This window comes from Corynebacterium hylobatis (genome assembly GCF_003955685.1).
Lineage (GTDB): Bacteria > Actinomycetota > Actinomycetes > Mycobacteriales > Mycobacteriaceae > Corynebacterium > Corynebacterium hylobatis.
This window is the reverse complement of sequence record NZ_RXHJ01000014.1, coordinates 97,622-109,262: the sequence shown is the minus strand read 5'-3', so window position 1 is coordinate 109,262 and position 11,641 is coordinate 97,622. Positions and strand designations below refer to the sequence as shown.

Annotated in this window: 10 protein-coding genes; 5 read left to right on the top strand and 5 right to left on the bottom strand. The window is 66.8% G+C overall.

Features of this window, described 5'->3' with window-relative positions:
• Together EAH68_RS10930 and EAH68_RS10925 are read left to right on the top strand one after the other, a co-directional pair.
• Positions 1-1,012 (top strand): ISL3 family transposase (locus tag EAH68_RS10930; RefSeq protein WP_126121367.1); only part of this gene is annotated, 1,012 nt, incomplete at its 5' end.
• A 199-nt stretch (positions 1,013-1,211) separates the two neighbouring features.
• Positions 1,212-2,264: an HNH endonuclease gene (locus EAH68_RS10925; RefSeq protein ID WP_126121366.1), complete on the top strand. Its 1,053-nt coding sequence runs from the start codon at positions 1,212-1,214 to the stop codon at positions 2,262-2,264.
• Between the two features lie 19 nt (positions 2,265-2,283).
• Here the strand turns inward: EAH68_RS10925 and EAH68_RS10920 are convergent, their stop codons facing one another.
• From EAH68_RS10920 to leuS, 3 genes are all read right to left on the bottom strand, one after another.
• Positions 2,284-3,780 carry a gluconokinase gene (locus EAH68_RS10920; protein ID WP_241228418.1) on the bottom strand — a complete coding sequence of 499 codons (1,497 nt, stop codon included), beginning with the start codon at positions 3,778-3,780 and terminating at the stop codon, positions 2,284-2,286.
• 2 nt (positions 3,781-3,782) lie between these two features.
• Positions 3,783-4,700 carry an esterase/lipase family protein gene (locus EAH68_RS10915; RefSeq protein WP_241228417.1) on the bottom strand — a complete coding sequence of 306 codons (918 nt, stop codon included), beginning with the start codon at positions 4,698-4,700 and terminating at the stop codon, positions 3,783-3,785.
• A gap of 83 nt (positions 4,701-4,783) precedes the next feature.
• Positions 4,784-7,630, bottom strand: a complete 2,847-nt coding sequence (leuS, locus tag EAH68_RS10910; RefSeq protein WP_126121364.1) for a leucine--tRNA ligase — start codon at positions 7,628-7,630, stop codon at positions 4,784-4,786.
• A gap of 159 nt (positions 7,631-7,789) precedes the next feature.
• Here leuS and EAH68_RS10905 point away from each other — a divergent pair, with 159 nt between their 5' ends.
• Positions 7,790-8,296: a hypothetical protein gene (locus EAH68_RS10905; RefSeq protein ID WP_126121363.1), complete on the top strand. Its 507-nt coding sequence runs from the start codon at positions 7,790-7,792 to the stop codon at positions 8,294-8,296.
• Positions 8,297-8,345: 49 nt separating this feature from the next.
• Here EAH68_RS10905 and EAH68_RS10900 read toward each other — a convergent pair whose 3' ends face one another.
• Entirely contained in the window at positions 8,346-8,975 is a 630-nt protein-coding gene (locus EAH68_RS10900; RefSeq protein WP_164546474.1) for a DUF998 domain-containing protein, read from the bottom strand.
• 83 nt (positions 8,976-9,058) lie between these two features.
• Between EAH68_RS10900 and EAH68_RS10895 the strand changes: the two genes are divergently transcribed.
• Both EAH68_RS10895 and EAH68_RS10890 read left to right on the top strand, forming a co-directional pair.
• Positions 9,059-9,706 (top strand): MOSC domain-containing protein, encoded by a 648-nt coding sequence (locus EAH68_RS10895; RefSeq protein ID WP_126121361.1) that lies wholly within the window; start codon positions 9,059-9,061, stop codon positions 9,704-9,706.
• The gene (locus EAH68_RS10890; protein WP_126121360.1) at positions 9,703-10,107 is read left to right on the top strand and encodes a YbaN family protein; all 405 of its coding nucleotides are present in this window, start codon (positions 9,703-9,705) and stop codon (positions 10,105-10,107) included. The genes EAH68_RS10895 and EAH68_RS10890 overlap by 4 nt, the downstream gene beginning before the upstream one ends.
• Here the strand turns inward: EAH68_RS10890 and EAH68_RS10885 are convergent.
• Entirely contained in the window at positions 10,097-11,524 is a 1,428-nt protein-coding gene (locus tag EAH68_RS10885) for an aldehyde dehydrogenase family protein (RefSeq protein ID WP_126121359.1), read from the bottom strand. The genes EAH68_RS10890 and EAH68_RS10885 overlap by 11 nt on opposite strands.
• Positions 11,525-11,641 lie beyond the last annotated feature (117 nt).

Sequence of the window (11,641 nt, the reverse complement as noted above, 5' to 3'; positions counted from 1 at the left end):
TGACGGATCCAAGCTCACCCACCGGGTCACCCGCTGGATCCTCCAACGCCTGGCGATTGACCGGATGAGCGTGTCTGCCACGGCCAAAGCACTGGGAATCGGCTGGGACCTGGTCAACCAGGTCGCACTCGATGCCTGCCGGCAGCTTGTCTACGACAACCCCTCCCACCTGGACGGCGTCCGGATCCTCGGCGTCGATGAGCACGTCTGGAAACACACCCGAAAGCCAGGTCAGCCCTCGAACCTGGTGACCATCCTCGTCGACCTCACCCCCCTGGTCGACGGCCGCGGGCCCGCCCGACTGCTGGACATGCGGCCTGGACGCAGCGCAGAAGTGCTGCGCACGTGGCTGCAGGAACGCGACCCCAGCTTCCGCAGCCAGGTGCAGGTGGTGACCATGGACGGGTTCACCGGCTACGCCTCCGCCGTGGACCAGGCACTACCTGATGCCCGTAAGGTGATGGATCCGTTTCACGTAGTCCATCTGGCTGCGGACAAGCTCACCGGGTGTCGGCAGCGACTGCAACGGGAGACCACCGGACGCCGTGGGCGCAAAGATGATCCGCTGTACAAGTACCGGCGGACCTTGTTGACCAGGACGAACTACCTCACGCAGCGGCAGAAACAACGACTCGACATGTTGTGGGCCACTGATGATGACTACGTGGCACTGGAGGTGACGTGGTTGTTTTATCAGGACATGATTGCGGCGTACGGGCATCCGAAGAAGTCAGAGGGCAAGAAGCTGATGAGCAGGGTGATCAACAGCCTGCGTAAGGGACTACCTGCAGGTCTGGAGGAGCTCGCCCAACTGGGGCGCACCTTGTGGCGTCGGCGTGAGGACGTGTTGGCCTACTTCGATATCGGTGCGTCGAATGGCCCGGTCGAGGCCATCAACGGCAGGCTCGAGCACCTGCGGGGAATCGCCCTGGGCTTCAGGAACCTCAACCACTACATATTGCGGTGCCTGATCCACTCTGGACAGCTGCAGGGGAAGATCAACGCACTCTAAAAACGGAAGAGCCAAGAAACTCGCCAGATCCATCACCGACACCCACCTCTCACTGACCCGCCTCAAGGCTGAATTCATCGTCACCCTCGCGGAATTCCACGACCGTGGGCTGGCACGCAGACACGGTGCCACCTCCACCGCCGACTGGGCCGCCCGCACGCAGGACATCGCCCGGCGCACCGCCGTGGAGTACATCCAGGTGGGCACCCGCCTCCGCCCGTTCACGCTGCTCGCCACCGCCTTTCTCGACGGACGGATCACCTACTCCAAACTCCGGCTCCTGCTGCGCTACATGACCACCGATAATGAGTCCGAACTCCTGTCCCTGGCTCTCGCCCACCCCCTCACTGAACTGGAGACCCTGCTCGCCGGCCGCGACCGCGTCGACGGCGGGAAGAAGAAGACGAGGAACCGCCTCTCCGTGACCGTGGACCCGGAGACCGGGGGAGTCCGCTTCTGGGGCAGCCTCGACCCGGAGCGGGGGGCGGAGTTCCTCGCGGCGCTGAAGATCGCCGAGCTCTCCCAGAAGGAGGAGAGCGGGGAGGGGGACGCTGACGGGCAGTCCGCCAGCACCCGCTTCGGCCCGCCCGTCGCATCCGGCCTGGACAGCGCTTTCGTGGCCATGTGCCATATCGTCCGCAGCAGCCCGCAGAGTCGGGTCACCGCCCCCGGCGCGCAGGTCAACGTGCTGATGACGCTGGATAACCGCGCCTACATCCCCGGCCACCACGGCGGGCAGACCGGTGATGTGCTGCGCACCGCGCTCAACGGGGAGATGCGGGTGCATCTTCTCGACGCCCGCGGCCTCCACCTCAAACTCAGCCGCCGCGCCCGGGTGGTCACCGCCGCCCAGGAGAAGGCGCTGCTCGCCCGCTGGGGCTGGCGCTGCGCGAGCCCGGGCTGCGGGCACAACCGCTGGCTGCAGTTCCACCACATCCGGTCCTGGGCCGAGGGCGGGGAGACGAACCTGGATAACCTCATCCCGCTGTGCACCGCCCACCACATCATGCTGGGCAACGACGAGCTGGTCATCGTGCCCGATGCGGTGGACCCCTCCCTGCTGCGCTTCCGTTTCGCCGGCGGGGAGAGCTACACCTCAACCGACCGGCAACCCCCGATGTTCGACGCCGCGCTGGGGCGGTGGTCCGACAGCTACGACCACGGGCCGGTGCCCGAGGGGGATGAGGACCTGCTGCAGGTCTGGGAGGCCCAGGACAGCTTCGCGGATGTTCCTGCAGTTCAGAGAGGGTGAAGAGTGCGCAGCTGCGCAGCTATTCCGCCACGAGCACGTCGTAGAGCCGCTCGAAATCGCGCATCGCCTGCCGGTAATGGGGGAGATGCTCTCTGACGGGCAGCCACGGTTCCCCGAAGGGAGGTGTCGCCCGCTCCACCCCAGGGGCGAGGGTGTCCAGGGCGATGAGTGCGGTGCCGCGCAACGTCGCCCGTTTCATGGTGAGCGGGAGGACGGGGACCTCGAGCGCATCAGCCAGCAGCTGCAGCCAGGTGGGATGGTCGAGGGAGACCCGGCCTGAGGCGACGACGCGCTCCGGCTGCGCTCCGGCGACATTGAGCTGGTCCCAGACCCGGCGGTAGGAGAGCGCCAGCCCCTCGAAGACACCCCGCCACAGCTCCTCCGGGCCGGTGGCGGTGGTGATGCCGTGGAAGGTGGCGCGGGCGTCACGTGCCCAGCCGGTGGCGCGCTCGCCGCTGAAGAAGGGCAGGACGGAGGGGGCGTCGGAAAGCGGGGGACCGGTGAGCACCCCGGGCAGGCCCTCGCCGGGGGAAACGACCGTCCCCTCGAGCCAGGTGACGGCGCGGCCGACGTCATTGAGTGCGCCGCCGACGATCCAGCGTTCACGCGAGAGGCGGTAGCACCACAGCCCGGGCGGGATCTCCACCGGGCATTCGTCGAGGACCACACGCATCGCACCCGATGTCGCGGCGGCGACCGCCACAGTGGCGCTGTCGACGGCGCCCGGACCGATGTTGGAGGGCCAGCCGTCCGGGATAGCGTGAAACCAGTCGACGTGGCGAAGCTCCCGCCACAGACTCGACGTCGGACGGGCAGGCTGGTTGGGATCCATGATGGGGGAGATCAACTCCGGGGACACCCCACATGCCTGGAGAATCGGCAGGTCAAGCTCGCCCGTGCGTACGTCGATGATCCCCGACCACGCCGCAAGTGAGGTGGCCAGGCCACGGATGCCCGCCAGGCGGAGATAGACGTACTCGCCGACCGTCATCACCGAGGCCGCCCGGGCGAAGAGCTCCGGCTTCTCCGTGCGCAGCCAGAGCAACCGGGCCGGGTGGTAGGAGGTGTGCAGACGGACACCGGTGCGGGAGCGGTAACCGGCCTCATCGATGAGCTCGCCCAGTTCGTGGACCTGCCGGCGGGAACGGGAATCCGCATATGTGTAGCAGGGGGTCAGTGCGTGACCATCCGCGTCGACGAGGATGAGGGAGGAGGCGAAGGAGTCCATGGCGACGCCCGCGATCTGAGCGGCCAACCCCTTCTCCTGCGCGAACCACACGATCTCGTCGATGATCTCCCGGCACTCCGCAACCACCTGATCGGCGTCGATGGTGCTCGTGCCGTCACCGGCAGTGGTGAACTCGTGCGCGATGCGCTGCCCGGAACCTGCGACCGGACGACCCGTGGCGTCGTAGAGACCACCCCGCGAGGCGGTCGACCCCACATCGAGCGCCACCACGAACGGCGCGATTGCCTTCCTCCGCTCCACCGACATCGTCGGGATCCCGGGGTTCATGGTCAGGCCCGGCAGTTCTCAGGTGTCGCCGTGGTCTGACCCGGCGCGCGGGTCAGACCCCAGTGGACCAGATGGATGACCTCGGTGGTGCGGGGCAGCCCCTGGTGGGCGAAACCACGGCCGCAGACCGCCTCGATGTTGATGTTGGCCACGTCCGCGCCGTCGACGGCCTCCAGCATGGAGGTCTGGTACGGGGTGGCTACGGTGTCCGAGGGGGTGTACAGCGCGGTGTAGATGATCCCGGCCGTCGTGTCGGGCAGCGCGCTGATGCGCCCGATGAAGTCGGAATCAGCGAACTGGTCGAGGGTGGAGGCACCCACAAGGTGCTCCGAGGAGGCCCGGTTGGCGTTGACGGCCGAACCGATCACCGGCACGACACCGTCTATGGTGGTGCCCCGGAAGGTGGCGGCAATGGAGACCGCACGTCCGACCTTCCCCGCTCCCCGGCCCTGGGTGTAGGCCTTGGTCAGCATCCCACCCTGGGAATAACCCACCACGTCCACCTTCTGTGCCCCGGTGGTGGCCAGCACCCCGTCGACGACGTCGGCCAGCTCCTCCACCGACTGATCGATGGGCCCGAGCCCGCGGTGGCCGGGGACGAGGTTGCGGAGAGTGTCTGATCCCGTCCCGTAGTGATGGGTCCACAGACAGAAGCCCTGACTACGCAGGAAATGTGCCCCGTCGACGAAGTCATTGGAGTCCGTGCCGGTGCCGTGGAAGTACACGACCGGATTCGGATGGGCCGGGGAGGGGATACAGGAGGGGTCGTTGAAGACCGGGTTGATAGCCGGGTGGCTGGGCAGGGAGGACTGCGCGGGCAGCGCAGGCAGGACTGGGGCGGCGGTTGCCGTCCCCGTCCCCGCGATGACGGCGGCGAGGACAGTGGCGAGGGCGCGGAGTGAGTTGCGGAGGATCGTCACACCCTCAATCTAGAACGCGGTGCGCCGCCATGTGCGGAAATGGGCATGAATGCTGTGACTCAGCCCACTTATCGACGTCCCGCTTATTTCACCACCAGGTTGACCATGCGGCCCGGCACGACGATCTGCTTGACCAGGTTCTTACCCTCCAGGTGGGCGGCGACGTTCGGCTCCTCCAGCACGCGGGCGACGACCGCGTCCTGGTCGGCGTCGGCCGGCACCTTCACTCGGGCGCGGACCTTGCCGTTGATCTGGACGGGCAGCTCGATCTCGTCGTCGACCAGCCACTTCTCCTCGAAGGTGGGGAAGTCGACGAAGGTGACGGTGCCGGTGTGGCCGAGGCGCTTCCACAGCTCCTCCGCGATGTGCGGGGCGACGGGCGCGGTCATGATGACCAGGGGCTCGACGGCGGCCGCGGGGACGGCCTCCGGGTAGGTCTTGGTCAGGTAGTTGACGTACTCGATGAGCTTGGCCACCACGGTGTTCACGCGCAGGTTGGCGTAGTCGTCGCTCACACCCGCGATGGTGCGGTGCAGCTGCTTATTGTCCTCATCGCTGAACTCGAGGTCCCGGGCGAGCACGTCACCGGTCTCCTCGTCGACGACCAGGCGCCACAGGCGCTGCAGGAAACGCTGCGCCCCGACGACGTCCTTCGTCGCCCAGGGGCGGGAGGTGTCGAGCGGTCCCATGGACATCTCGTAGACGCGCAGGGTGTCGGCGCCGTAGTTCTCGCAGATCTCGTCCGGGGCGACGGCGTTCTTCAGGGACTTGCCCATCTTGCCGTATTCCTGGGTGACCTCCTCACCGTTGTGGAAGAACTTCCCGTCCTTCTCCTCGACCTCGGAGGCCTCGACGTAGACGCCGCGGGCATCGGTGTAGGCGTAGGCCTGGATGTAGCCCTGGTTGTACAGGCGGCGGTAGGGCTCCACGGAGGTGACATGGCCCAGGTCGAAGAGGACCTTGTGCCAGAAACGGGAGTAGAGCAGGTGCAGCACGGCGTGCTCGACGCCGCCGACGTAGAGGTCGACGCCGCCGCAGTCACCCTCGAACTGCGGGCCGGTCCAGTAGCGCTCGTTCTCCAGGTCGACGAACTTCTCGGCGTTGTTAGGGTCGATGTAGCGCAGCTGGTACCAGGAGGAACCCGCCCACTGCGGCATCACGTTGGTGTCGCGGTAGTAGGTCTGCGGGCCGTCGCCGAGGTCGAGTTCGACCTCGACCCACTCCTTCGCCTTGGCCAGCGGGGGCTGGGGCTCGGAATCGGCGTCCTCCGGGTCGAAGGAGACCGGCTTGTAGTCCTCGACCTCGGGCAGCTCGACGGGCAGCATCTCCTCGGGCAGGGCGTGGGCCTGGCCGTCGGTGTCGTAGACGACGGGGAAGGGCTCGCCCCAGTAACGCTGGCGGGCGAACAGCCAGTCACGCAGCTTGTACTGGATCTTCTCCTCACCCCTGCCCTCAGCGACGAGCCAGGCGATGGTGCGCTCGATGGCCTCGGCCTTGTTCAGTCCGTTGATGTCCAGGCCGGAGGTGTTGGCGGAGTTGACCAGGGTGCCGTCGCCGGTCCAGGCGGCCTCGGAGACGTCACCGCCGGCGACGACCTCCACGATGGGCAGGCCGAAAGCGGTGGCGAACTCGTGGTCGCGCTCGTCATGGGCGGGCACGGCCATGATGGCGCCGGTGCCGTAGCCGGTGAGCACGTAGTCGGCGATGAACACCGGGATCTGTGCGCCGTTGACCGGGTTGGTGGCGTAGACGCCGAGGAAGACGCCGGTCTTCTCCTTGTTCTCCTGGCGTTCGATGTCCGATTTCGCGGCGATGGCGGCGCGGTAGGCGGCGACCGCCTCGGCCGGGGTGGCGGCGTTGCTGGTCCAGCGCTCATCGACGCCGTCGTAGGAGCCGGTGCCGCCGGCCACGAGGGCGTCGACAAGCTCGTGCTCAGGGGCGAGAACCATGTACGTCGCACCGAAGAGGGTGTCCGGGCGGGTGGTGAACACGCGGAGGGTGTGGCCCTGGGCCGCAAAGTCGACCTCAGCGCCGCGGGAACGGCCGATCCAGTTGCGCTGCATGGACTTGACCTTCTCCGGCCAGTCGAGCAGCTCCAGGTCATCGATGAGACGGTCGGAGTAGGCGGTGATGCGCATCATCCACTGCGAAAGATTCTTGCGGAAGACGGGGAAGTTCCCGCGCTCCGAACGGCCGTCCGCGGTGACCTCCTCATTGGCCAGGACGGTGCCCAGGCCGGGGCACCAGTTGACCATGGAGTTCGAGCGGTAGACCAGGCGGAACTCATCCAGGGCCTGCTGCTTGTCCGCGCTGCTCAGCTCCCGGTAGTCCGCCCCGCCCTTCGTCGTGCGGGTCCCGGCCTCCAGCTCTGTGATCAGCTCGGCGATGGGGCGGGCCCTCTGCTGGGTCTCATCGAACCAGGAGTTGTAGATCTGCAGGAAGATCCACTGGGTCCAGCGGTAGTACTCCGGGTCGGTGGTGGCGACGGAACGGCGGCGGTCATGACCCAGGCCCAGGGCGTCCAGCTGGCGGCGCATGTTCTCGATGTTGGCCATCGTCGTGGTGCGCGGATGGGTACCGGTCTGGATCGCGTACTGCTCGGCGGGCAGGCCGAAGGCGTCATAACCCAGGGTGTGCAGGACGTTCTTACCCAGCATGCGGTTGAAGCGGGCGTAGACGTCCGTGGCAATGTAACCCAGGGGATGCCCGACGTGCAGACCCGCACCGGAGGGGTAGGGGAACATGTCCTGGACGAAGAGCTTGTCCTCCGGCAGGGGGCCGTCGGTGGCGAGATCACCGACCGGGTTCGGGGCGTTGAAGGTGCCGTTGTCCACCCAGTACTGCTGCCAGCTGCGCTCGATGCCGTTGGCCAGCTGCGGGGTGTAACGGAACGCGGGGGTCGATGCGGTGCCGTCGTTCGGAGTGCTCATGGTCGACCAGTCTAATCGGTGCAGCGCCCGAGACCGGGATGGGGCGATCCGGTGGTCCCCGCCACGAGCGTGCGCGGGCGGATAATCCTTACCCCTTCGCACAAGTATAAAGAGAATGCCATTTTGAGTCCTGCCCTGATTTCCTGTTAGGGTGCGGAAATGCGCAAAATCACCCGTTCCCTGACCGCAGTCGCGGTTGCCACCACCGTCGCCTTCGCCGGCACCGGTGTCGCATCCGCCGCTTCCTCCGACATCAAGCTGGGCAACCTGTTCTCCAGCTCCAAGATCAGCGGCGTCTCCTCCAAGCAGGACGAGCACAAGCTCTCCGAGGAAGAGGAGCAGATCTGGGACGCTGCTAAGGCATGGGCTGAGGCGCACGAGCTTGAGCAGTCCGAGGAGGCGCTGAAGAACGCTCAGGATATCCACAAGCTCGCCGTCGAGGGTGAGTACGAGGACTTCGACATCGAGGGCCAGGGCGACGATGGCATGTGGGTCGGCATGGACTTCGACAAGGGCACCTTCCTCAAGGTCGCTGAGGAGGATCTCGACGTCCTCCTGGAGTTCCTCGAGCGCCGCGAAGCGGCCAACTCCAACGACGGCTACGGCCTGGTCGTCTCCTCCGACGAGGACAACTACTACCTGACCATCGGCATCAGCAACGAGTAGTATCCCAGCTGCACACCAGAGCCCCGTCGGTCATCCAGACTGACGGGGCTCAGGCCACTGCCAGCAGCCTGCGCTCCCGCAGGCGCCCGAAGGCGGAGACGAAGACAGCCCAGAGGAAGGCGGGCCAGAGGATCATCCGCTCAAGGAGGCCGGCGTGGGTGTAGACGCTGACGTCGAGAAGCAGCCAGAGACCGGCCCCCAGCCCCACCGCACCGACCACCCGGCCGGCGCCACCGATGACACCCCGGTATTTCAGGGAGCCGATGAAGACCGCCAGGGGTAGAGCCACCAGCTGGGGGATTGAGACGAAGGCATGCAGCTCCGGGCTGACATCCTGGGGCACCAGGGCCATGGCGAGGGTGCTCACACCGGCCACCACCCAGGACAGACCAGCGAAACGGTCGAAGCCGGCGGTATGTACACGGACCGTGGCCAGGCCGATCATCGCCAGTCCGCCAACTGCCATGCTGGCGTTCACCCAGGCATGCGCCGGCGAACACAGCTCAACCGCACCGTAATAGTTGTGCAGCGTCGTGCAGGTGGTCACCCCGAGATCGCTGACGGTGTTGCGGATCCAGTCGTAGGAAGGCGAGAAGAACCTCGCGGCGACGATCTCGACGAGGATACCCAACAGGAGGATCAGGGCGAAGCCCGTGAGCGCGGCGCGACGGACAGTCACCCGCACCACCCCTTCCCCAAAACTCGTTTTCTTCCCGAACCTTCCTGTTCCCCTAAACCTACAAAACAATTAACCTGGTTGTTATGGTTTTCCGGGTCCTCTCCACAAATATTGCCGTCCCCCGCCCCGATCCGGGTGGGGCCGAAAGGTTGAGCGGCATCGACAAGCAACCCCGGCCGTCCATCGACGTCGCCGCGCCCGGCCCCAGTTACGGCGACGGCTCGGGTGTCGCCGGGGACCTGATCGGGGATGTGAAACACCACGGGGGAGCGCAGAAGGCGGTCTACGCCTTCGAGCGTGCGGAACTGGACCACTGGGGCGCTGAGCTGGGCCGCACCTTCGACAACGGTGCCTTCGGGGAGAACCTCACCGTCACCGGCTGGGACCTGTCGCGCGTGCTGATCAACCAGCGGGTGCGCATCGGCACCGCCGAACTGGAGGTCTCCGTGGTGCGCCAACCCTGCCGCACCTTCGCTGGCTGGGTGGGTGAACCCGGCTGGGTGCGGAAGTTCAGTCGGCGGGGGTACTGCGGCGCCTATTTCAGGGTCGCCGTCCCGGGGCGGATCAGCGCGGGCGATGAGATCGCGCTTCTGGGCACCCCCTCCCACGACGTCGACATGCTCACCGCCTTCCGCGCCGCGCAGGGGGACAAGGAGGCCGCCCGGCGTGTGGTCGACGCCGCCTGCATGCCCGAGATGTACCACCAGCGGATGCTCAGGCTGCTCGCATGATCCGGCTGTTGTTCATCACCGTCGGCGGGATCAGTCTCGTCCTCGGCGTGCTGGGTATCTTCCTCCCGGTGCTGCCGACCACCCCCTTCCTGCTGCTCTCCGCCTTCCTCTTCGCCCGCAGTTCGGAGCGCCTGCACACCTACCTGGTCAACCACCCGGTGCTGGGGGAGTACATCTCGAACTACTACAACAAGGAGATGACCCGCGCGCACAAGCTGCGGACGGTGGGCATGCTGTGGTTCAGCATTGTGCTGACCTGCGCATTCCTGTTCTGGTCCGGCCGCACGATCCCCGCCATCGTGCTGCCGGTCATCGCATCCATGGTCACGGTGCACATCCTCACGCTCCGGCCGAAGGGCACACCCGAGCTGCAGAAGCATGAGGAGGAGGTCACCCGCTGATGACCTGCGGGACGCCGAGGGCCTTGAGGCCCTCCACCCCGAACTCCAGACCGTAGCCGGAGCCCTTGATCCCGCCGAAGGGGATCCGCGGGTCCACCGCACCGTGCTTGTTGATCCACACTGTGCCGGCCTCCAGACGTGCCGCGACCTGACGGGCACGCGCCGTGTCCGCCGACCACACCGAGGCACCGAGGCCGACATCGAGGCTGTTGGCGTGGGCGATGGCCTCCTCCACATCGTGGTAGCGGATGATCGGCAGCGCAGGCCCGAACTGCTCCTGGATGACCAGCGGGTTGTCCGGTTCGATGTCGGCGACCAGGGTGGTGGGGTAGAAGAACCCCGGCTGGTTCTGGTCGGGATCACCGCCGGTGACGATGCGGGCCCCGGAATCCTTCGCGGCCTGGACCAGGTCGGCGACGATGTCGTACTGGGCCTTGTTCTGCAGCGGGCCGAGCACATTGTCCTCGTCCAGGCCCACGCCCATGGGCATGGCTTCGGCGACCTCGGCCAGGGCCTCGACAACCCGGTCGTAGATCGCGTCGGGGACATACAGGCGCTTGAGGGCGGCACAGGTCTGGCCGGTGTTGATGAACGCACCCCAGAACACGTCCTCGGCGATGGCCTGCGGGTCGACGTCGTCGAGGATGATGCCGGCGTCGTTGCCGCCCAGTTCCAGGGTCAGGCGCTTGACGGTGCCGGCGGAGGCCTCGATGATCTTCCGGCCGGTGGCGGTGGAACCGGTGAACATGATCTTGGCGATGTCTTCGTGGGTGCCCAGGGCGGCACCGACCCCACCATCGCCGGAGACGATGTTCAGCACCCCGCCGGGCAGGACGGTGTTGAGGACATGCACCAGGGCGAGGACGGACAGGGGGGTGTATTCGGAGGGTTTGACCACGACCGTGTTGCCCATGCGCAGGGCGGGGGCGATCTGCCAGATGGTGATCATCATCGGCCAGTTCCACGGCCCGATGGCACCGACGACACCGAGGGGGCGGTAGTTGAGGACGGCGTGGGTCTCGCCGTCGTCGACCAGGGTCTGTTCGTCGAGGTCGAAGGAGGCGGTGGCGCGCAGCCAGGCGGCACAGGCACCGACCTCGAAGCGGGCGCCTGGTCCGTTGAGGGGTTTGCCCTGTTCCCGTGAGAGCAGCTGGGCCAGGGGTTCGGCGACGGTGTCGATGGTGTCGGCCAGACGCAGGAGAAAATCGCGGCGTTCTTTGTCGCTCAGCCCGGCCCACTGCTGCTTCGCGTCGACGGCGCGCTGCACGGCGGCCTCCAGGTCGGCAACGGTGTGCTCGGGGGCGTGGGCGATGAGCTCACCGGTGGCCGGGTCGTGGATGGGCCGGCCGGCGGGGTCGCGCACGGCGTCGAGAAGCTTCTCGACGGAGGTGAAGGCCTCGATCGTTGCCTGGGTCATGTCTCACTCCTTGTTGTGACGGGTCTTACGCAAAGATAGGTGATTTCGCGCTCAGGCGAAGTAGGCGGGGTGATCGGGACCCGGGGAGATCCCGGCCAACTTCGGCCTGGAAAGCAC

Coding starts and splice junctions, on each gene's coding strand:
- EAH68_RS10885 (WP_126121359.1), bottom strand. CDS start 11,524: ATGACCCAGGCAACGATCGAGGCCTTCACCTCCGTCGAGAAGCTTCTC.
- EAH68_RS10920 (WP_241228418.1), bottom strand. CDS start 3,780: ATGAACCCCGGGATCCCGACGATGTCGGTGGAGCGGAGGAAGGCAATC.
- EAH68_RS10890 (WP_126121360.1), top strand. CDS start 9,703: ATGATCCGGCTGTTGTTCATCACCGTCGGCGGGATCAGTCTCGTCCTC.
- EAH68_RS10905 (WP_126121363.1), top strand. CDS start 7,790: ATGCGCAAAATCACCCGTTCCCTGACCGCAGTCGCGGTTGCCACCACC.
- EAH68_RS10895 (WP_126121361.1), top strand. CDS start 9,059: ATGGTTTTCCGGGTCCTCTCCACAAATATTGCCGTCCCCCGCCCCGAT.
- leuS (WP_126121364.1), bottom strand. CDS start 7,630: ATGAGCACTCCGAACGACGGCACCGCATCGACCCCCGCGTTCCGTTAC.